Here is a 24,492-nt window from a genome sequence, read left to right on the forward strand (position 1 = left end):
CCTTCAGAGAGCCTGAATAAACAGGCGTCACAAACCTTAATCTTATGGTAACCATCACAATTACAGGCGGCCCGAGTGTACAAGTACCTTGGCAAGCTGGCATGAACGGTCAAATAGCTATTGAAGCAGCTTATAATGCGCTATCTCCGCAAAAAAGTTTTACCTATGTATTGCAGTATTACGGAAGTCAGTATGGCTACCTCGTGGAAATGATCAATGGTACTTATGATTCCTTTGTATCTACTTATTCGCCTTATTTCTTTTGGGATTTTATCGTTAACGGAGCTGCATCCAATATGGGTATAGATGGCACAAATATAAACGATAATGATGTGATTACATTTACCTATACCCTATATAACGCTATAATACATGTGGACACTGTTTTGGCTGCGAAATTTCAAGCTAAATCCACAATATAGCTAAATGGATACGATGACTTTATTTGCAGCTCGAATAAGTGGTAAGTAGAGCCTCTTTTGTCCGCGCAGGGTACTCTCCGACAGACCCTGCCCTGACAAAAAATGAATAGAAATAATCGTACTGTAAGGAAAGAACAGCTTCTCTTACTTCTTCAGCAATACATTAACATTTAATTGCTGCCTTGTTACAAAGCCCAGATCCTGGTAAACTTTAATAGCCCGGCTGTTATCAGTACGCACGTGGAGAAAGGGGATGTTGCCGGCTGATAAAATATGTTTTATCTGATGAAAAATTAACGCCCGCGCATAGCCTTTACCCAAGTGTTCAGGGTGTGTGCAAACGGCGCTTACTTCCACGTAGTTATCAATATGGAGGCGTTGCCCGGCCATGGCCGCTAGTTGCCCGTTTTTAAAGATGCCTGCAAAATTTCCAAATTCAATGGTACGCTCTTCAAACGGGCCAGGGTTGGTGAGTTGGGTGAGTGCAAGCATTTGGGGGATATCGGCTTTAGTTAGCGGAATAATTTCATCGTTATTACCGGCTGGTACCTGCACCCCGTTGCCCATCATCTGGTGTACTAGTGATTGATGCAGCACCTGCCACTGCATTGGTATCTCCGGTTGGCTGGCTGTTATTAAGGCCACAACACGGTCGGCAGGTAACATATCATGGAGTTGTGTTAATGAGGCCGCGCTTAAATCCTTCGTACCCGCAAAAGGCGAAACTTCTTTTGGGAAGTATTTAACATCAGCAGTGCCATTGGCAAAATGTTTATTACCGGTAAGCAGGGCGTTAAATAAGGGGTTGTCGAGTACGTGATCCATCGTCGGCAAATAAACAAATTATAATGATGATGTGCATGTCCCACATCATCATTATAATCAATTACACAGCGCTCTTTAATAAGCCGCCTTCGGCACGGATGGCCGCGCCATTAGTGGCAGACGCTAATGGACTTGATAAATAAACGACCATGTTAGCCACCTCATCGGTACTTAAAAAACGCTGGATGATGGAGGTTGGGCGCATGGTTTTGAAGAAATCTTCTTCCACCTGCTCTGTAGTTTTTTGCTGGCCTTTGGCCAGGCCTTCTATAAAACTGCCCACACCTTCAGATAGTGTAGGGCCGGGCAATACCGAATTAACAGTTACATTGGTGCCTTTGGTTAATTCGGCCAGGCCACGGGCAATGGCTATCTGGGCGGTTTTGGTCATTCCATAATGGATCATTTCTTCGGGGATCTGTATGGCCGACTCACTAGAAATAAAGATGATCCGTCCCCAGTTCTTTTTCAGCATCTGGTCGAAGTAAGCACGCGACAATCTGATACCGCTTAAAACATTGATCTCGTAAAATTTCAGCCAGTCTTCATCAGTAATAGCGGCAAAAGCTTTGGGTTCAAATATGGCAACGTTGTTAATTAATATATCAACTTCGGGTATCTGGGCTATTAGGGCTGCAATTTGTTGGGGTACGGCAAAGTCTGCCACTACACCGGTAACTTCGCTGTTGCCGGTTTCGGCAATTATTTTTTCAACTGCGGCATTTACACGCTGGTTAGTACGGCCGTTAACAACAACACGTGCGCCTTCGGCAGCCAGTTGTTTGGCAATGGCAAAACCTATCCCGGCAGTAGAGCCGGTTACAAGGGCGAGTTTGTTTTTCAATTGCAGATCCATAGCAGGTGGTTTAATTTATACTAAACTAAACCTTACCGTGAGTTATAGTTGTATCGAAAATAAAACATGTAATTAAAGTGACAGTTAGGTGCTCGATTTTCCCAATTTCAAGAACGGCAGATGAAATACATAAGTAATAAGCATACCGATAATACAGCCGCTTACCACGCCGCCTGCCCGTTCAAGGGCAACATCCCAAAAATACTGCCCGGGTTGGTGCATGGTAATAATAAGCAAGGCAACCCCTGCCGACCGTGTAGCGGTTTGCACTTTCAATAATTCGCAGACGATGATAGAGGCGGTAATGCCAATGCAAATCATGAGCAGGTTAATGGGGTGGATGTAAAACAGTGTTAAGCCGATAAATGCCCCAACCAGGTTAGCTATAATACGGTTGGTGGCCAAACTCATGGCGTCCTTATCATCCGGGGACAATACCAATATAATTGAAATTAAGCACCATGCGCCTAAAGTAGGGTATAGCCGGTACAGGTAAAAACCAATAGCGGTGCCTATTAAACACTTTAAAATATAGAATAATAAATTGCTGTACTTTGATGCCAACGTTATAGTATATTTTTAATTTTTAACAGATGAATGCGTTCTACTATAAAGCTAACAGAAAAAGTTTTTGTTTGATACATGCTGACAATGCAAATTGTAGCTGTGCTTGTACCCTAGCGCTTCCCCAATAAAAAATATCACGGTTATAGCAGAAAAGGGATAATCATTGACCATCCCTTTTCTGCTATAATTGTAGCGACACAATACCTTGTGTGGCTTATATGTTGTATGGTTTAGATCTATCGCCCTTTCTCCTCCTCCACATTACGCGGATCAGTTTTTGTCTTCAGCAAATAATCATAAGGCGGTTCAATACCCATCAGGTTTTTAACAAAATAATCCCAGCGGCGGCGCATCATGTAGGGGCCATAAGTGGCGTAGCCATGCGGGCTGTTGGGGAAGATTACCAGGTCGAAACTTTTATTAGCTTTCTCCAGCGCTTCGGCTACCAGCAGGGTGTTTTGCGGCGGCACATTGTTATCCATTAAGCCGTGGGCCAGCATTAGTTTACCCTTTAGGTTTTTGGCGTAGTTCTGGTTGGCCTGGGCTTCGTAGTTAGATATACCGTCTGCGTTTTTCACTAACAACCCATCATAGCGTTCGCCCCAATCGTCCTCGTAGTTGCGGTTATCATGGTTGCCCGATTCTGAGATGCCCACCTTAAAGAAATCGGGGTAGCGAAACATGGCAGTGGCCGTAGCAAAGCCACCGCCTGAATGGCCCCAGATGCCCACACGGCTAATATCCATGTATGGGTATTGCTTCGCCAGTTGCTGGATACCGGTTATCTGATCGGGAATGGTATTTTCAGACATGTCGCCGTAGCTCATATCGTGAAAGCTTTTTGAGCGCAAGGGGTTGCTGGTACCTTCGAGCACTACCACCACAAAGCCCAGTTCGGCTAAAGCCTGGTTATCGCCACGCGCCGAAGCGAACGACCAGCTACCAACGCTGCCGCCCTGCGGGCCGGGATATATATAGTCTATAACCGGGTATTTCTTGTTCGGGTCGAGATGGGTAGGGGTAAACATGATACCGTAAAGGTCTGTTTTGCCATCGTGTGCTTTAACGCTGAAAGGTATAACAGGTTTCCAGCCGGTGGCTACCAGGCGACTGATATCCTGTTTCTCTAAAGTGCTGATGAGTTTGCCATCTATGCCGCGCAATACAGTAACAGCAGGTACATCGGGTTTAGCGTAACTATCTATAAAATAATTGCCACCCGGCGATAAGGTAACCTGATGGTTGCCGTCTTCGGGCGTAAGTACGGTTAAATGTTTACCATCGAAACCAATTTTACAAAGCTGGGTAAAGTATGGGTTTGATGCCTCGCGGCCATCAGCCAAAAAGTACAACTCGCGCTTTTTTTCATCTACTTTTAATAGCTTGGTAATCATCCAGTCTCCCTTGGTGATCTGGTTTTTCAACTTGCCGGTTTTGGCATCATACAGGTATAGGTGCCCCCAGTTATCACGTTCGGAGTACCAGATAAATTCGTTGGTTTTATTCAGGTATCGCCAGTTAATAGCACCCTGGCCAGATTCAAATTGGGTAGGGGTTGTTTCTTCAAATACTTCGCGCACGGCACCGGTTACTGCATCTGCAATGCGTACCTTCTCTTGTTTATGATCGCGCGAGGTGGATACAAAGGCCATTTGCGTGGCATCAGCATTCCAGTCTATATCATTCAAAATACCACCGCTCGATATGTCATCACTTAGGGTACTTCTATGCGGGTCGGCCGGGATCTGTAGCTCAATTACTTTAGGCTCATCCACATTAATAATCACCCGCTTAATGGTAGCAATCTGCTCGTCGCCTGGCAGCGGATATTTCCAGGCTTTAAGCGTTGGGTGGCCAACGTTGGTCGTAACCAGGTACATATCGCCAACATTGCGCTCGTCCTGCTTAAAGGTGGCTATCTTTTTAGAGTCGGGCGACCAACGCACAATAGCTGCATCGCTTGACTGCCATCCTGCGTTATCCGTAGCATAGCCAAAATTCTTAATGCCATCTGTAGTAAGCTGGGTTTGTTTTCCCGTAGCTACTTCGCGTATCCACAGGTTATATTCTTTTATGAAGACTGCTCTTTTACCGTCAGGAGATAATGCTTCCGGGTTTTTACCTCTGCCCGGGCGGTCGCTATCAGCATTGGTAGTTTTCGAGTCGTTTATACTTACCTGGTAGCTATGCAAGTCGCACTTCCATTGCTTCCCGGCTGCTTTAAAAACAATAGCCTTGCCGTCTGCCGTATAACTAATGGTTTGAAAAGGCAACATCGATGCTTCATACTTTTTACCGCTTACTGCCGATAATGCACTAGCCAGCTTTTGCTGGTCGAAGGCCGCATTACGCGTACCATTAGCAGGGTTGATGCGTATAAACTCACTACCCTGTGGTGTTAAAGTGCGATACCAGAATTGGTCGCCTGGTAGCCAGTTAGGCTTTACAGCCCCGTGATCAACCAGTGGCTCGGTATTGTAGGTCAGCATGCTTTCGGCGCGTGCATAATCACTTGTAGATAATGCGCCGCTTTGCTGAGCTTGTGCAGCTAATACCGCTGCCGATGCTAAAGCGGTCAGTATAAATTTATTCATCATTGAAAGTTGAATCTTTTAAAGCTAATAAGCTATGCAAATTAACGATTTCAATTATAAATATATTCTGGTGAAGTGATGGCGTGTGTTATGTGTGTTTTATAAAGTTGTTACAGAAGTAACTTCTACTTCATCTTTTCGTAGAGGTGCCTTAACTCCTCCGTTTTATCTTTCATAATTTGCAGGGTACCATTGAGCAGGGCATTATTATCGAGGCCAAAGCCCATCTGTTTTTTTAATAAGTCTTCTGCCGGGGCATCGAAGCCATTTTTTAGTAACACATTATATTTCATAGCAAAACCTTTTGGGTAGGCATGTTGCATATTGTAGAGTTTACAGCTTACCAATATTGCATACAGGTAATTTACATTATACAATGGGTCGTCAAATACCAGGCGTTTATTAATCCATTCGCTGCGGCGTTGGGGTTCACCGGCAAAGTAAATATCGTATTGGTTCATGATGCCGGTGTAAAGGCTGTCGATATCCCGCCGGGTATTAATTTTACCGGTTGCCACGCCATCATAAAGGCCCTGCTCAAAGGTGCCTTCTTCTGCCGAGGTAAATACTTCAAGAGATAATTTATCTAAAAATTGTTTGGTAAAAAAGGCTTTAGCCTGCGGAGTGCTGGCTTGCTTCCGCATTTCGTCGAGCATCAGTAATTCGTTAAACATGGCATAAGCTTCAAACAAAAAGCTAGGGCCCGACGAGTAAGACGGTACCGTGGCATGGTCGCTCATTAGTTGTTCATGAATGGCATGGCCGCCTTCGTGCGCTAATACAAGGGTACTTTTAAGGCCGCCGTCATAAGTTTTCATGTATAAGCCAATGGGGATACCCGAGTAGCCTATCGAAGTAAACTCGGTTACCCGGTTTGGGCCGCCAGCAATTTCGAGCCGGCCGTTGGCGGGGTCTAGCAGGTTGGCAAAGTTGCGCTCATATTCATCGCCCAAAGGGGCTAGTGCTTTTAAAATGAGTTGCCTGGCCTGGGCATAAGTGTGCGATTGCCAGGTGTAGCCAGCGGGTGCTGTAATGTCCCAGCTATATACTTTGCTAAGGCCGGTAGTGTGTTGCGTTTGCTCCATCAGCAATTGCTTGTAGGCTTTCAGTACACCGGCATGGTTGGTCATTTGCTGCAGCATTTGTTTTACGCCTGTTTCTGATAGTTGCAGCCTGCGCTGATAAATTCTCTCCGGTGTGCTGGTAAAGCCCTGCAGTTTAGCCAGAGCATTTTTTTGTCGCGTAATATCAATCAAAGTGGCAGCAAATACTTCAGCATGTGAACTGTAAGCATCATAGTAGGCGTTATAATAGGCTTTTAGCCCTACAGCATGCGCTTTAGCATCTGTTGTTTTTGCTAATTCTGGTTTATAGCTGGCCCAATTGTAAGTTTTTCCATCTATCGAAATCTCGGTTACTTTAATCTCGTTCATCAGGTTATCGTAGCGGTCGGTAAGCTGGTCGATCATGTTACCCGTTAATTGATTAGCCAGTTTCTCATCATGGGGCGAAAGATTATGAGCCGCGTTTTGTTGGGTATTTTTGAGCAGGTATTTGTATTTGCTTACCCCATACTGGCTAAATTGCTGATCTGTTAGGGATGCGAACTGTGGTTGTAGTAAAATTTTGTCTACACGGCTGTTAAGCTCTCCCTGTATCTCGTCTGTTTGGTTTGATGCTTTGCGGGCTAAGGTATCTTTGTTATTGATATAGGCTAGCAAGCGATGGTACTGATAATGCTTTTGCAGGGAGATGAGCAGTTTTTCGTATCGGTTTAAATGAGGGAGCAGGTTAGCCATAGTCCAAACAGAATCGTTTTGGAACGTTTTTACGCTATCCAATAATAATTTGCGGGAATTCAACTCATCTGCCGGGCTTTTAAAATAACGGACCATGTTAGCGTGGAATGCCGGGGCATTACCCTCAAAAGGGTCGAATTGTTGCTGGGCGTAGTTGTTTGTAACTAAACACAGCAAACAGGCTGCAATAATATATAGTTTTTTGAGGCTGATATTTAATGATGGCATATTAAACAATTTACATGCAAACATACCCTTGCCAAAGCAGGTAAAATTGTATGTAATTAACCTTGGCCATGTTTGAGTTAGATTTTTCTGAAATCTTTTGGCAGGTAGCCTGTTACCTCTTTAAAAGTACGGGTAAAATGTGCCTGGTCTGCAAAGCCGCAACTGTAGGCAATTTCGGTTAGGCTTAGTTGTGTAGCCTTAATAAGCGATAATGCCTTATCTACCTTAATGCACCTGATATAATTACTAAAAGTAGCTGAAAAATACAAAGGGAAATAACGCGATATCGTAACCGGGTGCACATCTATCCGTTTAGCCAAGTCATGAAGGTCAAAGGGCAGGTTCCATTCATCGTGTAATATCTGTTGCAGGCGGCTGGCCCAGTTTGGTAAATGCTTGTCTGTAAGTTGCCATTCTGTTCTGGTAGGGTGCAGCAACTCGTACAGCATTAATTGCACAGCGGCAGGCACGGGGCTATCGTTATCATTCAATTCGTGATAGAATTTAAGCAGGGTAAATTTAGCTTGCGATGAATCATTAAGTAGGTTCATGATCTGATCTGCAGACGTGTCCATTTCATTCAGCAAAATGTTGCTTAAATCAAGATTGATCTTGCGGGCATCAACTGTATAATGGTTACAACGGTGCAGCTCGCCTGCGGGTATAAATTTAATATCGCCCGGTACCCGTTTATATTTTTTGCCAAACAGGTCTTCCTGGTGTGTTCCGTTTAGCAAGAAGCTGATACTGGAATTTTGGTGCGCGTGCCATTCTTCAAAACTACTGTTCCCATTATAGCTGGTTAAGGCAACGGTGCAGCCGCTTACAGACCTGCTCAATTGGTTTTTCCCTAAAAAAATGCTTCCCGGATGTATGGTCATATAGCTATAAGACCATAATAATAAGCAAATGCTACATAATTAGCGCAGTTTTCTTAAAGCATTAAAAAGTATCTGTAGCAACGTGGGTTTGCTACTCATTATCATCAGCAGTACCCTGCAGTTTGTCTTCTTTTTTGCCGTTACCCAATTTAATCTTTGGCTTGTACTGGGTTATATTTTGATTTAATAAGCTGTTATAGTTAAGGATAAATAGGTTAGTTAAACTTTTTAAGTCTTAAGCGTTTTTTTGTTTATTGAACAGCTTAATTAGGAATTTATCAGCACATGTTTTCCGGGTTTATTCTTGTTTTGCCGAATCTGGGTGTGTCTTCAAAATGTTCCCCTTTTTGAGTATTGGCGAGTTGAATATAATAATTTAAGATAAAAAACGGAGTGAAAGTCACTAATAGCGACTTTCACTTTGCGTGTAATTGCGATAGTATTTTATAATACTATTTGTCGTTACCGTTTTTCAGTCGCCTGCTTACCGGTACAAACCCAATCAATAAAAAGATAGAGCCGATAAACATCCAGTTATCCATATCCATAAAGGTTACAAATAAGATAACCCCAATAATGATACAAAGCATATTGAGCAAGTTAAACTGTTTTACCCAAGCCAATCCGGCAGCTAGTATGCCCAAACCTATAAAGCTGAGGTATGACGTTAGCGTAATAAATTTGAGCATGCCTTTCATTTGTACAAGTTGGATAAAGCCTTGGCGCGCACCTGCGTAATATTGCTGATCGAGGCCCTGGATGCCAGAGAACGAGAGCCACGCGCCAAACACTGCTGCTAATGCGGTACAGCCAATTAGGCCGATGGCTGCGCCGGTAAAGGCAAGCAGGGGTTTCTGCAGATACAAAAACCAACTGAGCACACCAGTGGTAATCATAAACAAGGGCACCGTTAAAAAGGCTACCGAATGCGCCATGATAAAACCGTGGCCCCGGCCGCTGACCAAGGCATCGAAAAGGCCGCCGCTATTATAGGTTTTACGGCTTAGCCGGAAATCAAAAAATGCGTGCAGCGAGCCAAAGTGTATGGCAAAGGCCAGCATCATTAATACCGGGAATAATACTAACAATACCGCAAGGATGCTGCGAAGTGAAAATGTAGAAGATTGCATGGTTTTTTGTATTTACCAAAGCTAGCTTAGCAGGTAATACCTAAACTTGATTGCAATCAAGAAAACAAATGCTTGCGTTTTACCCGGCTAAAGGTTTCGGGCGTAATACCGAGGTAGGAGGCGAGGTGCTTTTGCGGAAATCGGATAATCCATTCCGGGTGTTGCAGCATCAGATCGTCATAACGGCCTTGCGGAGACGTATGATGCACGGATAGCTGCTGCGGTATGGTAAGGTCTTTTAATATCCGGCCTAATATCATAAACTGTTGATCGGTTTCTATCAGCTTGTGCAGGTTTTGTATCGAGATAATAGCCACTTCGGTAGGTTCCATCGTTTGTATGGTATTTACTGATGGTTTTTGGCTTACAAAACTGTTATGATCGGCCGCCCAGCTTTCTTCAGTGAAAAAAGAGAGAATGTGTTCTTTTTCATTATTGATATGATAGATTCGCAGGCTGCCTTTTAATACAATGCTTATAAAGTTACAAACCTGCCCGGGTTTTAGCAGTGTAGTATTCTTCTTCAATTGCTTTACAGAAAGCATACTATAAAAAAGATCAATATGCTCATCTGTAAAATGATGAAGTTTGCCAAGTATGGTTTTAATGTGCAGGTAATTGTCCACTCAGGTATTTAAACTAATTGTTTTTGTATAGGTAATGCAACACCTTTCTAAATAATTCATCAGGTAAAAAGGGTTTGGCTATCATGTCATCAATACCTGCCAGTTTAACCTGTTCTTCAATCTCGTTAAGCAGGTTGGCGGTAAGCGCAATGATGGGTAAGGTAATGCCAATCTTACGCATGTTTTTAGCTGATTCATACCCATCCATTATGGGCATGTGCAGATCCATTAATATTAATTTGTGTTTAGTGATATCGAGTTTTTCTAATGCTTCAAGCCCATTAACGGCAACATCGATACTGGCTCCCCAGCGTTCTAGAAACTTTTGCGCCACCAGTACATTAATGGGGTTATCTTCTACCAGTAAAATAGCTATACCAGTAAAAGGTTTGTCTTCTTGCCGGGGTAAATTGCTTTCCAGGTTTTGCTGTTCAATTGTTTTGATGCTTTTTTCAAAGCTTTGTATAAAGAAAAATGTAGAACCTTTGCCCGGTTTGCTGCTAACCTGTAAGGAGGAATGCTGCAATTCTAAAATTCTTTTACAAATGGCCAGGCCTAAGCCCGTGCCGCCGAAACCCCTGGAGGTAGAAGAATCGGCCTGGGTAAAGCGATCAAAAATAATTTCGAGTTTTTCGGGAGAGATCCCGATGCCACTATCTGAAACCCTGATCCTTAAGGTTATTATTTTATCTGTTTGGCCTTGTACTTCTATGCCAATCTCTACAAAGCCCCTGGGCGTAAACTTAATGGCGTTGTGTACCAGGTTAGAAATAACCTGCGATATACGGGTAGGGTCGCCCAGTATTTTATTTTGCAGTGCCCCATCAACATCAAGTTTCAGATCTATACCTTTATCCTGAGCCGAGGTTTGCAACCCGCTCACAATGTTACGGGCTATGGCTGCTATGTCCATCTCGATATGCTCGAAAGTTATTTTACCGGCTTCAATTTTATTGTAATCTAAAATATCATTTACTATGGCCAGCAGGTTATTGGCCGAAAACAGCATCACATCAATTTGCTCTGCCTGATCTGGCCGCGGGTTGCTTTTTAAAAGTAAATAGCTCATGCCAATAACCGAGTTTAGGGGGGTACGAATTTCATGGCTCATGGTGCTTAGAAACTCACTTTTGGCTTTTAAGCCCTGCTCTGCCTGTTCGCGCGCCTGCCTTAATACAAACGAAACCCGGTGCGATAATACCAGCGATTGTAAAAAGAAGAAACTGATATAGCAAAGAAAACTGATAAATTGCAGTTGCGGTATAAAGCCCCAGTAATGAAATAACGCAATGGCGAATATGATCATTAAGGCAAATGCACTCATTAACGCATAAATAGCGCCGGGGCGTTTTCGCTTGTAGGCCAATGCGTATACATAAGGTATGTACACCAGGCAAAAAAGCATAACCACCAAAAATGGGTTAATTAACTGCGTAAAGTATATGGCAGGCAGGCACAAAGCCGCAATAGCAAATACAAAACAAATACTGCTTATTAGATATACAATTTTGTTATTAACGTCTTTAGGATATAGTTGGCGGGTATAAAGGCCGAACAAGCAGATGCCTAAAAACAAACTGATGTACTCTAGCCTGGCTGTAATGTACCAGTTGATATTAGGGTAAAGGGTGTGTAATACATAGTTATCTGTGCCAATAACACGGTAGGCATAGACAATGGAATACAGCGAAAAAAGCAGAATGGCCTTATCCCGGTTGCCGTGCAGGTATAAACCTAAAAAGAAAAGCCCGGCCATAATAAGGCAGCCTGTTAGTAGCAGGTCAATAGCTTCTATACGTCGCCTGTCGAGCTCGATCAATGATTTATTGCCAATGATGAGTGCTTTGCTAATGCCACCATGGGTATGTACAAAATTGGCGATTTGTAAAGTGAGTTTCAAGGTGTCTGTGCCTTGTAATACATCAAAAGCCTGGTATTGCCAGTAAGGAATAAACCCTTCGGCAGATGTGCTTACCTGCCCATTGGCTGCAACCTGTTTGCCGTTTATGTAAAGTTTATAGGCACAATAAGTTTCTGGTATGGCAATGCGCAGGGGTTCGGTTGTGGGCGGCAGCAGTACTGTAAGCCGATAGGTGGCATAGCCAAAAGAAGGGAGTTTTTTTCTATTAAGTATAGCCCCATTCCATTTAAACGGAAAATCAACCAGGGTTGCTTTGCTGGCTGTTGTTTCGCCGGGGGCTAGCAGTTGTTGCCAGTAAAAAATCCATTTACCATTAAGTGGTATTTGCTGATCAAAACGTTGCTTACGCAAGTCTAGCAAGCCGTTTATTGCGACCGGGCCGTTAGAGCTATTAGGAATAAAGCCTAATGCTAAACTGCAATGCATTACTAATAATGCGATAAACAAGTGTTTAACAATATTCATCAGGATACTACAAACTTAATTATTAGGAAACTGATTTACATAATAATAATACCCTTGTTGTTAAATAAATTTGTTACACAGCTATTAAAAATATTGGAGAGAGCTTTTAAAGCATACGCAAATTGGTATGATTTAAAGTTAGGTTAATCGCAGTTCTGTACACTTATAAAATGTTTTTGTCAGTATTTTGGCAGCTTACTTATGATATTTTAGAGGGTAATAAGTTAAATGTCAGTGTGATGACAAATTGTCGGTCATGTTTTTTTTATACCCTTAAGATGGTATTCCTACCCTGAAAAAAAATTATTAGATAAATAAAAGCACATTTTATGTAGCGGCATATTATGCTGGTATGTGATATTAAAATATATGTACACGGATTATTTAAATAAAAATTAAATAAATGCTTAAACTGGTATATTTTGTCTTTCCCAATCTATAAATTCTTAAAAAAGAATAAGTATTTCATCATAAAAGGTTCTTTTTATATTAGATAGCTTAAAAGTTGTGTTAATATTTAGTAATTGGGTGGTTTTTTAAAAGCAGATCTGGAAAATTAATAATTTCAAAAAATCAGATTTCAGGCACTTATCTTGTGCTTTTGGCCTCAACTATTTTATGGCATGTTTATAGCGCCATGCTATACATAAGATTATGATCCGAACCGCTTTATAACAAGACTTATAGCGTTTGTGAAGATTGTATTCTGCAAAAAATTAGCATTAAGTATTTTAATTTAAATCAAATCATCATGTCAGTAGTATTAGGAGTTGCAGTAGTAATAGCTGCTATTTTAGCACCAGTGTTTTTTGCCCCTAAGGCAAAAGCATAATTATTATTACTTGGGTAATAAATAAAACAGGGTTGCCATATGGTAACCCTGTTTTATTTTGTAGTTAATTTGGTCGCGTTTCTGTAAATGCCTAAAATTTTGTTACTTAAGGGAGTATTAACCCTTTTAGTAATATGCAAAGAAGAAGTTTCTTAAAAAAAGGCTCATTAGCCGGCCTTACCCTTGGTTCGCTGGTAAGTACATCATACGCAAATACACTCCCCGGCCCACAAAATGATAGTAGTAATTTTAATGATACTTTTGAATTAAAAGAAGCTACCATTACAGAGCTGCAGCAAAAAATGCAGCGCAAGCAGCTAACATCGCGCGCTATAACAGAACTTTATTTAAAACGTATTGCAGCAATTGATAAAAGCGGCCCCCAATTAAATGCCGTTATAGAATTAAATAAGGATGCCCTAAGCATAGCCGACGCTATGGATAAAGAGCGGGCAAGCGGTAAAGTGCGCGGGCCTATGCACGGTATCCCGGTTTTAATAAAGGACAATATTAATACCGGCGATAAAATGCACACCACCGCGGGCGCACTGGCCCTGGCCGACAACTTTGCCAAAGAGGATGCTTTTATAATTAAGCAACTGCGTGCAGCGGGGGCGGTAATATTGGGTAAAACCAATTTGAGCGAGTGGGCCAATTTCCGTTCGTCGCGCTCTACCAGCGGGTGGAGCAGCAGGGGCGGACAAACTAAAAACCCTTATATTATTGATCGTAACCCAAGCGGATCCAGCGCGGGTACCGGTTCTGCCGTTGCAGCCAGCCTTTGTGCAGTAGGGATAGGTACCGAAACCAATGGTTCTGTAGTATCACCATCTTCAGTTAATGGGTTGGTGGGTATTAAACCAACGGTTGGTTTGTTAAGCAGGTATGGTATTATACCTATCTCTAAAACCCAGGACACCGCCGGGCCAATGGCCCGTACGGTTACAGACGCGGCTATACTATTAAGCGCACTTGCCGGTGTTGATGAGCAGGATAGTTATACTCTGCCCAGTAAAGGGAAGATAGAAAAAGATTACACTAAGTTTTTAGATACAGATGGGCTGAAAGGTAAACGCCTTGGATTAGAAAAATCTGCCCTGCAAGGTAATCCTGCTATGGTGGCTTTACTTAAAGCCGCTGTAGAAACTTTGCGAAGCAAAGGTGCTACGGTAGTTGAAATTGAATTATCAAAAGAATTGAAAGTGATAGGAAGCGCCTCGTATACCGTGCTGTTATATGAATTTAAAGACGGCGTTAACCAGTACCTGAGTAAGGCCAATGCTAAATGTAAAACGCTGGAAGATGTAATTGCCTTTAATAAAGAGAACGAAGCCAAAGCGATGCCTTATTTTAAACAAGACGAATTAGAATTAGCCCAAACCAAAGGCGGGTTAGATACACAGGAATACCTCGATGCCCTAAAAAAATCAAACGGTATGTCGCGTACAATCATTGACAGAATAATGCAGGATAATCAGCTGGATGCTATCATTGGCCCAACCAATGGTTTTGCCATATGTATCGACCTTGTAAATGGCGATTCTGGTAATGGGTTTTCGTTTTCGTCTCCGGCAGCAATGGCCGGCTATCCGCATATTACCTTACCCATGGGGAGTTATTGCAGCCTGCCCATTGGGATCTCGTTTTTCGGTACAGCATATACCGAAGGGCCGTTGTTGAAAATGGCCTATGCTTATGAACAAGCCAGTAATAAACGGATAGCCCCCGAATTTAAAGCACCATTATTAGCGTAATTTTTTTTGGGGGGGGAATGTTCCTTATTGCTTAACCCGGTCTAGCTTAATTAGAAGCACATCATTTTGGCGAATGTTTAGTTCTTTACCAAAGCTGCCCGACGAGCTTACATTAACAACAACCTGCTCAATAGGAGCGCCGCTGCCCTGTTTAAGTAATTTAACTTGTGCTATAGTTAGCTGCGAAGGCGAGCCCAACTTAAAGTACGCTGTGTAAGGGTCGTTTGCCTGGTAGCCGGTTTTGTAGATGCTTAGTGTGTATTTACCCGGTTTTAATCCCCCTATTTTTAGATGGGTAGGAGGTAATGATTTGGCCGGGAGGTTTCTTTTATAAAATACCTGGTTGTTTACACTATCGCCGGGGTGGTCGATGGTAAAGTCCCACACTAATACCTGTACATTGTTTTTAGCATCCTTACATATGATAGCGCTCGAGTCTGCAGATTGCAATTCGGTATCGCCCAGTTCATTCAAATATTTAAAAGCATAGTAGGCAGGTTTCTTAATGTCCTGGTAATTGATCAATCCAAAGCCACCGTGAAAGGGTGTAGTACGAGGGCCGGCCTCCTCAAAAATATCGGTAAACGTCCAATACGACATTGAATTTACATAGGGTGCTGCATGTTTTATGGTGTTTAAAATAAAGGCAGCTTCATGGTAGCTGTCATGGATCGGGTCTGATGGGGTGTACGATGCGCTCCATTCGGTATAGTGGAGTTCGAGGTTTGGCAAAGCAGAATTTTGGATCTGTTGTTTAACATGGTGCATATCATTGGCTATCAAATTCCGGTCGCGGCTTAAAATTGTACCTGTATTGCCCTTTTCGTCCAAAAAGCCTTGTTTTACCCCATAATCATGCGTGCTGATAAAGTCAATCGGCGCTTCTTGCTGAATGCAAAAAGCGATAGTCTCGGGTACCCATGCGTTGCCTGCAGTTGCCGGGCCGCCCACACGATAGCTTGCCGATACACTTTTAATGGCCATAGCCGTTTCTTTATATAGCTTAAAATAGTCCTGTTGTGTGCCGGTAAAAAAGCCGTCCTTTAAATTGGGTTCATTCCAAACCTCAAAATACCAGCTTGCTACTTCTTTTTGGCTATAACGTTGTGTCCAGTGCGTTACTAAAGCTTTAATTAAATCGTTCCATTTTTGGTAGTCTTTGGGTGGTGTTACATTGCCTTTCCACCAGAAAATGGTTTTATTACCACTTGCCAGTGCGCCGGGCATGAAGCCAACCTCTACAAAGGGCTTCATGTGGATCTGTTGCAGAAAATCAAAAAGCTCATCGATATATTGCCAATTGTAAACCGGGTGCCCATTCTTATCTTCGGAGTAAACACCCATATCATCAGACAATAAGCCATGGAAGCGAATGTATTTAAATCCGCATTCAGCCTGTGTAATGGTTAGCTGCCTTTGCCAGTCGGCACGTAAACCTTCATTGGCGCGGCCTGCGCCAACGCACATATTAAAACTTTTTGATAGCGGGCCTTTTGTGTTATTGATGTTAATATCAATGGTTCGGTTTTGCGCTTTTGCGTTAAAACATAAGAACGCAAAAAAGGCAAGTATAAGGCAGTATTTGGCAGGCATAATTGGCGCGGTGACTTAAGTCTGGATATCACAATAATAGTGAATCTTTTAACAATAAAATTATGTAATAAAAAAAGGCCAGGCTTATACTTATCATATAACCTGGCCTTTGTTGTTGCGGCTTATCGCTGCAATATTATTTCATCATATCGATAAAATCATCAAACAGGTACCTGCTATCGTGCGGGCCCGGAGATGATTCGGGGTGGTATTGTACCGAGAAGGCATTTTTGCCTTTTACACGGATACCTTCTATCGACTGGTCGTTTAAGTTAATGTGGGTAACCTCAACCTTGTCTGATGCGCGTACGGCATCCTGTACCACACCAAAACCGTGGTTTTGAGAGGTAACTTCGCAATGGTTCTTAATTACGTTTTTAACCGGGTGGTTTAATCCGCGGTGGCCGTTGAACATTTTTTTAGTTGGGATATCATTAGCCAGAGCCAACAACTGGTGGCCTAAGCAAATACCGAACATCGGTTTTTCTGAACTTAAAATATCTTTAACGGTACTAATAGCATAATCCATGGCCGAAGGGTCGCCGGGGCCGTTTGAGATAAAGTAACCATTCGGTTCAAAATCGGCTTCCATTTCCTTAAAGGTAGTTTTAGCCGGGTATACTTTGGCAAAAACGTTACGTTTAGAGAAGTTACGCAGGATGTTTTTCTTTACACCCAAATCTAATACCGCAACACGGTAAGGTGCATCAGCCTCACCAACGGTATACGTTTCGGTGGTTGATACTTGCGACGAAAGTTCAAGCCCATCCATTGAAGGTACGGCAGCCAGTTTTTCTTTCAGCTCATCAATGTCCAAAATCTCTGAAGAGATGATGGCATTCATAGCTCCCTTTTCGCGGATGTAACGCACCAGCTGGCGGGTATCAATGTCTGAAATACTAACCAGGTTTTGCTCCTGAAAGTAATCCTGGATTGATTCGTCGGCCTGTTTGCGGCTGTAAGCGATGTTGTAGTTCTTACAAACCAGACCAGCAATCTGAATTTTTTCAGATTCAACCTCGTCATGCGTAATACCATAATTGCCGATATGGGCGTTGGTAGTAACCATAATCTGGCCGAAGTAAGATGGGTCGGTAAAAATCTCCTGGTAACCGGTCATACCTGTGTTAAAACAGATCTCTCCGGTGGTGGTGCCTATCTTTCCGGCAGCTTTACCATGAAAAACGGTACCGTCAGCCAGTAATAATACAGCCGGTAGCTTGGTGTAGTTGGTCATTATTAAAAAAAGTTGAATGATTAATACTGAGGTGCTTAGGCTTGAAAATAGCTCCTCGAAACAGGGTAGAAAACATGAAGTAACAGACCTCCGGATTCACGGTGCAAAAATACGATTTTTAAATCTGTATACTAAGTAAAATTTCAATAATTTGTAAAAGTAGTTTCTACCTTTGCTCCGCAACAAAAAATATTGTGCCATGTCTGTAAATAAAGAGATCAAACGGGTTACTACCAATACCCTGCAGGAGATGAAAAACCGTGGCGAAAAAATTGCCATGCTTACTGCCTACGATTATTCGATGGCTAAGATTGTTGACGATGCGGGGATTGATGTAATACTGGTTGGTGATTCGGCATCGAACGTAATGGCGGGTCATGAAACGACGTTGCCCATCACGCTCGATCAGATGATCTATCATGCTTCGTCAGTGGTGCGTGGCGCGAGCCGATCATTGGTTGTGGTCGATCTGCCTTTTGGCTCGTACCAGGGTAATTCTAAAGAAGCCCTCAATTCGGCTATCCGTATTATGAAAGAGGCCGGTGCCCACGCGGTAAAGATTGAAGGAGGTATAGAGATTGCCGAATCTGTTAGCCGCATCTTAACGGCAGGTATCCCGGTAATGGGGCACTTGGGCTTAACGCCGCAGTCTATCTATAAATTTGGTACCTATACTGTAAGAGCTAAAGAAGAAGCCGAAGCGCAGAAGTTAAAAGAAGATGCCTTAAAATTGCAGGAACTGGGTTGCTTTGGCATTGTGATAGAAAAAATACCGGCCGCACTGGCTAAAGAAGTAACCGAAAGTTTGCAGATCCCTACAATAGGTATCGGCGCCGGGCAGGATTGCTCTGGCCAGGTTTTGGTAATCCACGATATGCTGGGGATCAATAAAGGATTCCGCCCAAGGTTTTTACGCCAGTACGCCAGTTTATATGATGTGATGAACGGGGCAATCAAGAACTATGTGAGCGATGTAAAGGCAAGGGATTTCCCGAACGAAAAGGAGCAGTATTAATTAAGGAGAATCCGGATGTCAGAAAGACGGGAAGTCCGAAAGAAGGACTGAAAGATATAAGACAAAGGACAAAAGAATAAAACAAGTCCGTTATGCCGAACTTGTTTCGGCATCCCACATGTTAAGTCTGTGATATAAAAAGTTTACGACATGTCCTGTGGGATGCTGAAACAAGTTCAGCATGACATTTAGGATAAAACAAAACAACATACAACCTTCCGGACTAAATATTATGGCAAACGTCTCATTCGATGTAACTGATAAAGATATCCTGTACGAGGATAACCACCTGATTGCCGTTAACAAACGCGCAGGGGATATTGTACAGGTAGATGACACCGGCGATGAGCCGCTGGACGAGAAGGTTAAAAAATACATCGCCAAAAAGTACAACAAACCTAATGGTGCCTTTTTAGGCGTTGTACACCGGCTGGACAGGCCCGTAAGCGGCGTAATCCTTTTTGCCAAAACCAGCAAGGCGCTCGAGCGCATGAATGAACTGTTTAAAACCCGGCAAACCCGTAAAATATATTACGCCGTGGTACGTAACTGCCCTAACCCGCCTGATGGTAACCTGGTACACTGGCTGGTTAAAAACCCGAAGAAAAATGTTACCACTGCTCACGATCATGAAGTAAAAGGCAGCCTGCGGTCCGAGTTAAATTACCGGATGGTTGGCGAGCTTAATGGTTATTACCTGATACAGGTAAACCCTATAACCGGCCGCCCGCACCAAATTAGGGTGCAGATGGCGTCTTTAAACAGCCCTATTGTGGGCGATAATAAATATGGTTACCCACGTGGTAGTCTGCGTAAAAGCATTTGCCTGCATGCCCGCCGTCTGCAATTTATCCACCCCGTAAAAAACGAACCTGTAGATATTAAGGCCCCCTTGCCTAAAGATGGTTTTTGGGAAAAGTTTGCGCATTTGATACAGGATAAGGATGATGATGCGGTGAAGGGAGAGTAGAGAGACAAGTATACAGAGGCAAGAATCGAGATTTAGCTTTCAACTTGCGCGCGTTTGCAACGCGTGCTTAACACGACAGGGGATTTATAAATCCCCGAATGTACAAGGCATTGCAAATGCCCACCCGGTATGCACGCGTTGCAAACGATCGCAAGGGTTAGATGGTTACAATCCCAGCACTTTATTCCAAATTACTTCATCAACAGGTATGCCTTCTTTCAAATTCCGTTCGCGGGTTTTCAAGGTGCCTTCGCCCGGGAAACGGATAGGGTTATCAACATCAATTAAACTGCTCGATTTAGTATAATCCATAATTTGCTCGATCAGGTTATCGGTCAAAGCATCATCATTGGGTTTAATGCAGATAAATACCTGTGATACACCGGTTTCGGCTTTCTTTTCAGAAACCCGGGCGGTAGAGTTACCGCCGCTTAATACGGTTACCAGCAGATCGAGCATCAGGGATAAGCCCGAGCCTTTCCAAAAACCAACCGGCAGTAAGCGTTGCGATTCGATGATCTCTGCCGCATTTACTGATAGCTTACCTGCCTTATCGTAGCCACCCGGCAAAGGTAATGGTTCGCCCGATGAACGGTATTGCTGCAGCTTGCCGAAAGAATATTGCGAAACAGCCATATCTAAAACCACATCGCCGCCTTTACGCGGTACGGCTATTATTAAAGGGTTGTTTCCTAACCGCGGCTCGATGCCTCCCCAGGGCGGTAAATTGGCAATGGTATTGGTAAAGCAGATACCTATGCAACCGGCCTCGGCGGCTTGCCAGCCGTAAGTGCCGCCGCGCATCCAGTGGTTGGTATCTTTAATAGCTACACAGCCTATGCCATGTTGCTGTGCCAGTTGTATGGCCCTATCCATACAAAACTTTGCGTTTAACATGCCGGGGCCATAATTGCCATTCCAGCGTTCAACTAAGCCCATACCTGTTTCGGCGGTAGGTTCGGCATCGGGTTTTACGTGGCCTTCCTTTACAAATTTTACAAACACCGGAAAACGGTTTAAACCGTGCGTATAAACCCCATCGCGGCTATTTTCGGCAAATATGGTAGCAATGGCTTCGGCCTTGGCAGGTGTAAAGTTTAACTTTAAAAGTATGCGGCTAAACTCGGCCTGCATTTGTTGAAAAGGAATACGCATATATTTAATGGAGCAGAAGATGTTAAGATGTGTAAATGTGCAGATATATAATCTGGTTAAAGCAAAAGTAAGATGCGGTTTTATAATGTATTGTAATATAAAAAACATAATTAAGCGTTGCCGTTTTTATTAGCTGTTAATGAGCTTTTAATACTTATAAAATAACAACTCATTGCTGCCGTTAACTAAGCAGGGATTTATTATTTTTGCCTGCTGATGCTAATGAAGAAAAATTTAATTGTTTTGGTACTTGCCGGTTTGGTTATACTTACCGTTAACTCTTGTAAAAAGGACGATCAAAGTTCGCTTGACAGGTTGTTAACCATTTCGCCGTGGACTTTGGCTTCTGTGCAGGTGTTTACTTACGTGGGTTCATCGCTTATAGAAACGGATACGCTGAATACCACCTGCCTGCTTAAACAAAAATTTACCTTTGCTGCCGATAAAAGCTGCACTTACGAAAACTTTATTTGCAGGGATACTACTAATAAAGGCCAGTGGCAGTTTAGCAACGATAAGGTTACCCTGCAATCAAACATGGTATGCAGGGATACCAGCAATTCGGGGCGGGACACTACCGATAAGCCTTTTTTAAATTCGCAGATCATGAACCTGGGTGGCTACTCACTGGTGCTGCAAACGGGCGATATCAACTCCTATTACAGTTCCACAACCAAGCGGGTGATCAAAAGGTGGGGCTTTATTCATCAGGATTAACTCATAATGCAGGCTTAGGCTTTAAAATATGGTTCAAAATTTTATATTTGAGATCATTAACACTAAATAGGGGATAATTTGAAAAAGAGAATCGCCATTTTTGCTTCAGGCTCGGGCTCTAATGCACAAAAAATTTTGGAGCATTTTAAACGCAGTACAGTGGCCGAAGTGGTGCTGATACTAAGTAATAATCCGCAGTCTTACGTACTGCAACGTGCCGATAACTTCGAAATACCGTCGCATGCTTTTACCCGCCACGAGTTTTTTGAAACAGACGGTGTAGTTAAACTGCTTAAAAACCTGGAGGTTGATTTGATTGTGCTTGCAGGCTTTTTATGGTTAGTGCCGTCGTCGTTATTACAGGCTTTCCCCAATCGTATCATTAACATACACCCATCATTGTTGCCAAAGTATGGCGGCAAGGGTATGTATGGCGACAAGGTGCACCAGGCGGTATTGGATAACAAAGAAGAAGAATCGGGCATAACCATCCACTTTGTAAATGAGCATTTTGACGAGGGTGAGGTGATCCATCAGTTTAAATTTAAGATAGACCCTGCCGATACGCTGGAGGTTGTTAAATTTAAAGGCCAGCAATTAGAGCACCAAAACTTCCCGAAAGTGATAGAGGGATTGTTGAGTAAGATAAAGAGTTAGGTTAATGGCCCGGGGTAAAAGAGTGAAAGATTAGAAAGTAATTCTATCTGTTAAGTGATATCCTGTGCAAATATTCATCGAAACCGAGCGCCTTATCCTTCGTGAACTGCTGCCATCAGATGACCAGGCTATGTTCGAACTCGATTCGGACGCTGAGGTGCATGAGTTTTTGGGCAATGCGCCCGTGAAAACTATTGAAGAGGTTCAAGAAGTGATCGCCTTTATCCGCCAGCAATATATAGATAATGGTATTGGCCGCTGGGCGATGGTAGAAAAGGCAAGCGGCAGCTTTATTGGCTGGACTGGCTTGAAACTAATCTGCAATACCGTAAATAATCATACCAACTTTTATGACCTCGGTTACCGTCTCATTAAAAAATATTGGGGAAAGGGTTACGCCACAGAAGCTGCCATGGCATGCCGCTATTATGGGTTTAATCAGCTTAATCAAAGTACGCTTTATGCGCTTACAGATGTTAATAATTTGAAGTCGCGTAAGGTTCTGGAGAAGGAAGGCTTTACCTGTTTAGAAACTTTTGATTACGAGGGTAAGCCGCATTTTTGGCTGGAAAATGTAAGGTAATATACGATATCTCGTCATCCCGAACTTGTTTCGGGAACCCATATGCTAAGTCTGCGATCCTAAAAGTTACTACCTGCCCTATGGGATGCCGAAACAAGTTCGGCACGACGGGGTGAGATCGCAACTTGCTAATTCACAATTTAATACTAAACTACTTCGGCCCTGTTTTAAACTTAACCGTATAAGATACCAGCGGGTAACCTTCTGCTGAGCGGAAGCCGCCACCGGTGATTATAAAATCATAGTCGGTATCGGGTTGCAGGTCTACCTTAAAGGTGAATGATTTTTTATCGGGCGAAAAGCCGGAGATCCCGGTTACGGGGTAAGTGTCTTTACCGCCGGGCCCATAATCAACCGCCGTACTGCGGCCCATTACTGCCGAAAAATCTATTTTTATTTCTTTGGTATTTGGGTTTACCGGTTTGTTGGGCCAAACAGATACGCCGGTTACTATCGGCCGTTTAACTTCATAAGCCTGGTGCAGCTGCGCAAGCGATTGCTCGTAATACCTGGAGTTAACCAGGAAATTCTCCACTGCTGTAGTATCGGCATAATTAAGTTCAATCATATCCTTAATAGCCTGCTTTTTGTTTTTGCTGTGGTTATAGTACGAGCGGCAAATGGTGTAACCCATAAAATAGCCCAAATCGCCAACCTTGCCATTGTTGGTGCCATTATAAAGCCAGTTACGGTAGGTGTTTAAAAACATTTCGGTGGCAAACTGGGCCTTGAGTTCGGGCTGATGCTCGGGGCCATAACTCATATAAGGGAGGGGCAGGGTTTTAAGCGTAACCAGTTCTGTTATAAAATCGCAGGTGCCTTCATAAATGCATTGGGCCAGCAGGTTGTAAGCCTCGCTATGCTGCTGGGTATGCACATACTCGTGTATATTCAGCGGAACAATATGTTGAAAAGGATCGCTTCTAAAGTAAGGGCCCAGGCCGCTTTTCAACGCAGGGGGCAATTCTGATACATCAACCGTGCTGTCGCCGGTAGCCAGTTCGGCACCGATGAGTACCATGCCGTTGCCCGAGGTACCCGCCGAGTTAAGCGCACCTATAGTGAAGTAAATAACGGCAGGTTTCAGTTCCGGATAAATGGAGTTGAGGGTCTTGATAGCCGGGTCAAATTCGGAGGTTAAAATTTTTGCCTTATAAGTATTATTTCGTACAGATGCCCAGAATTTAGGGTAGCGGCGTATGGCAAACACGTAAGATCCCGGCGTGTAATCTTTGGCTTCCATAAATGCCTTTAAACCGGGGGTGCCTCTATTAACGTATAGCTTCTGGATATAGTAAAGCTGTTTAAGGCTGTCGTTAGTGGTGCGGATACTGTCGTATGCCGTCCAGAAATTATCAATATCTGTAGTAATTACTTTCCGGGTACTGTATTGGCCGTAGGCTAATGGTAGTATGCAGAGGTTAAGTAACAATAAGGCAGACAGTTTTTTCATAATAGATTAAAGACGGCCTAAAGGTAAATATGTTGCGTTGCTTACATCTACTTTAATTGATTATACCGTTTTGTCTGTAATGCTTTTAATAACGTTATCCAACTCTTTGGCACTTTCGGCAAGTAAATCTTTAATTTGTTGTAAATTAGTTTCAGCATCCATTACAGCAAGGAGATTAATTAAGCCCATAATGTTTGCTAATGGCTTTTGGA

At 43.1% G+C, this 24,492-nt stretch carries 20 protein-coding genes; 7 read left to right on the plus strand and 13 right to left on the minus strand.

Annotated features, from left to right (window positions below; all coding sequences use genetic code 11):
* Positions 1 to 44: 44 nt before the first annotated feature.
* Positions 45 to 422 carry a DUF4430 domain-containing protein gene (locus RG47T_RS00980; protein ID WP_074487469.1) on the plus strand — a complete coding sequence of 126 codons (378 nt, stop codon included), beginning with the start codon at positions 45 to 47 and terminating at the stop codon, positions 420 to 422.
* A gap of 144 nt (positions 423 to 566) precedes the next feature.
* Here RG47T_RS00980 and RG47T_RS00985 read toward each other — a convergent pair whose 3' ends face one another.
* The 9 genes from RG47T_RS00985 to RG47T_RS01025 all read right to left on the minus strand — a co-directional run bounded on the left by RG47T_RS00985 (position 567) and on the right by RG47T_RS01025 (position 12,314).
* The gene (locus RG47T_RS00985) at positions 567 to 1,247 is read right to left on the minus strand and encodes a GNAT family N-acetyltransferase (RefSeq protein ID WP_074487470.1); all 681 of its coding nucleotides are present in this window, start codon (positions 1,245 to 1,247) and stop codon (positions 567 to 569) included.
* A gap of 61 nt (positions 1,248 to 1,308) precedes the next feature.
* The gene (locus RG47T_RS00990; RefSeq protein ID WP_074487471.1) at positions 1,309 to 2,103 is read right to left on the minus strand and encodes an SDR family NAD(P)-dependent oxidoreductase; all 795 of its coding nucleotides are present in this window, start codon (positions 2,101 to 2,103) and stop codon (positions 1,309 to 1,311) included.
* 84 nt (positions 2,104 to 2,187) lie between these two features.
* Positions 2,188 to 2,667: an FUSC family protein gene (locus tag RG47T_RS00995; RefSeq protein ID WP_074487473.1), complete on the minus strand. Its 480-nt coding sequence runs from the start codon at positions 2,665 to 2,667 to the stop codon at positions 2,188 to 2,190.
* 239 nt (positions 2,668 to 2,906) lie between these two features.
* On the minus strand, positions 2,907 to 5,267 hold the full coding sequence (locus RG47T_RS01000) for a S9 family peptidase (protein WP_074487474.1): 2,361 nt from the start codon (positions 5,265 to 5,267) through the stop codon (positions 2,907 to 2,909).
* Between the two features lie 122 nt (positions 5,268 to 5,389).
* Complete coding sequence (locus tag RG47T_RS01005; protein WP_171972453.1) at positions 5,390 to 7,291, minus strand: M3 family metallopeptidase; 1,902 nt, start codon at positions 7,289 to 7,291, stop codon at positions 5,390 to 5,392.
* 77 nt (positions 7,292 to 7,368) lie between these two features.
* On the minus strand, positions 7,369 to 8,172 hold the full coding sequence (locus RG47T_RS01010; RefSeq protein WP_074487477.1) for an AraC family transcriptional regulator: 804 nt from the start codon (positions 8,170 to 8,172) through the stop codon (positions 7,369 to 7,371).
* Positions 8,173 to 8,624: 452 nt separating this feature from the next.
* Positions 8,625 to 9,302, minus strand: coding sequence for a hypothetical protein (locus RG47T_RS01015; protein WP_074487478.1), 678 nt, complete (start codon positions 9,300 to 9,302; stop codon positions 8,625 to 8,627).
* A gap of 56 nt (positions 9,303 to 9,358) precedes the next feature.
* Positions 9,359 to 9,928, minus strand: a complete 570-nt coding sequence (locus RG47T_RS01020; protein WP_074487480.1) for a Crp/Fnr family transcriptional regulator — start codon at positions 9,926 to 9,928, stop codon at positions 9,359 to 9,361.
* A gap of 13 nt (positions 9,929 to 9,941) precedes the next feature.
* The gene (locus RG47T_RS01025) at positions 9,942 to 12,314 is read right to left on the minus strand and encodes an ATP-binding protein (RefSeq protein WP_074487481.1); all 2,373 of its coding nucleotides are present in this window, start codon (positions 12,312 to 12,314) and stop codon (positions 9,942 to 9,944) included.
* Between the two features lie 966 nt (positions 12,315 to 13,280).
* Here RG47T_RS01025 and RG47T_RS01030 point away from each other — a divergent pair.
* Positions 13,281 to 14,900, plus strand: coding sequence for an amidase (locus RG47T_RS01030; RefSeq protein ID WP_074487482.1), 1,620 nt, complete (start codon positions 13,281 to 13,283; stop codon positions 14,898 to 14,900).
* 24 nt (positions 14,901 to 14,924) lie between these two features.
* On the opposite strand, the gene RG47T_RS01035 is transcribed toward RG47T_RS01030, so the two are convergent.
* Positions 14,925 to 16,493, minus strand: coding sequence for a GH39 family glycosyl hydrolase (locus RG47T_RS01035; protein WP_074487483.1), 1,569 nt, complete (start codon positions 16,491 to 16,493; stop codon positions 14,925 to 14,927).
* Between the two features lie 136 nt (positions 16,494 to 16,629).
* The gene (gene carA / locus RG47T_RS01040; RefSeq protein ID WP_074487485.1) at positions 16,630 to 17,730 is read right to left on the minus strand and encodes a glutamine-hydrolyzing carbamoyl-phosphate synthase small subunit; all 1,101 of its coding nucleotides are present in this window, start codon (positions 17,728 to 17,730) and stop codon (positions 16,630 to 16,632) included.
* Between the two features lie 199 nt (positions 17,731 to 17,929).
* On the opposite strand from carA, the gene panB reads away from it, so the two are divergent.
* Positions 17,930 to 18,745: a 3-methyl-2-oxobutanoate hydroxymethyltransferase gene (panB, locus tag RG47T_RS01045; protein ID WP_074487486.1), complete on the plus strand. Its 816-nt coding sequence runs from the start codon at positions 17,930 to 17,932 to the stop codon at positions 18,743 to 18,745.
* Positions 18,746 to 18,977: 232 nt separating this feature from the next.
* Complete coding sequence (locus tag RG47T_RS01050; RefSeq protein WP_074493009.1) at positions 18,978 to 19,715, plus strand: RluA family pseudouridine synthase; 738 nt, start codon at positions 18,978 to 18,980, stop codon at positions 19,713 to 19,715.
* A gap of 165 nt (positions 19,716 to 19,880) precedes the next feature.
* Here the strand turns inward: RG47T_RS01050 and yiaK are convergent, their stop codons facing one another.
* On the minus strand, positions 19,881 to 20,870 hold the full coding sequence (gene yiaK, locus RG47T_RS01055; RefSeq protein WP_074493011.1) for a 3-dehydro-L-gulonate 2-dehydrogenase: 990 nt from the start codon (positions 20,868 to 20,870) through the stop codon (positions 19,881 to 19,883).
* Between the two features lie 222 nt (positions 20,871 to 21,092).
* Between yiaK and RG47T_RS01060 the strand changes: the two genes are divergently transcribed.
* The 3 genes from RG47T_RS01060 (at position 21,093) to RG47T_RS01070 (ending at position 22,827) form a co-directional block, all read left to right on the plus strand.
* On the plus strand, positions 21,093 to 21,587 hold the full coding sequence (locus RG47T_RS01060) for a hypothetical protein (RefSeq protein ID WP_074487488.1): 495 nt from the start codon (positions 21,093 to 21,095) through the stop codon (positions 21,585 to 21,587).
* A 78-nt stretch (positions 21,588 to 21,665) separates the two neighbouring features.
* The gene (purN, locus tag RG47T_RS01065; protein WP_074487489.1) at positions 21,666 to 22,244 is read left to right on the plus strand and encodes a phosphoribosylglycinamide formyltransferase; all 579 of its coding nucleotides are present in this window, start codon (positions 21,666 to 21,668) and stop codon (positions 22,242 to 22,244) included.
* A gap of 64 nt (positions 22,245 to 22,308) precedes the next feature.
* Positions 22,309 to 22,827 carry a GNAT family N-acetyltransferase gene (locus tag RG47T_RS01070; RefSeq protein ID WP_074487491.1) on the plus strand — a complete coding sequence of 173 codons (519 nt, stop codon included), beginning with the start codon at positions 22,309 to 22,311 and terminating at the stop codon, positions 22,825 to 22,827.
* 151 nt (positions 22,828 to 22,978) lie between these two features.
* Here RG47T_RS01070 and RG47T_RS01075 read toward each other — a convergent pair whose 3' ends face one another.
* Complete coding sequence (locus RG47T_RS01075) at positions 22,979 to 24,280, minus strand: hypothetical protein (protein WP_074487493.1); 1,302 nt, start codon at positions 24,278 to 24,280, stop codon at positions 22,979 to 22,981.
* Positions 24,281 to 24,492 lie beyond the last annotated feature (212 nt).

The sequence above is a fragment of the Mucilaginibacter polytrichastri genome (genome assembly GCF_001911425.1).
Taxonomy (GTDB): Bacteria; Bacteroidota; Bacteroidia; order Sphingobacteriales; family Sphingobacteriaceae; genus Mucilaginibacter; species Mucilaginibacter polytrichastri.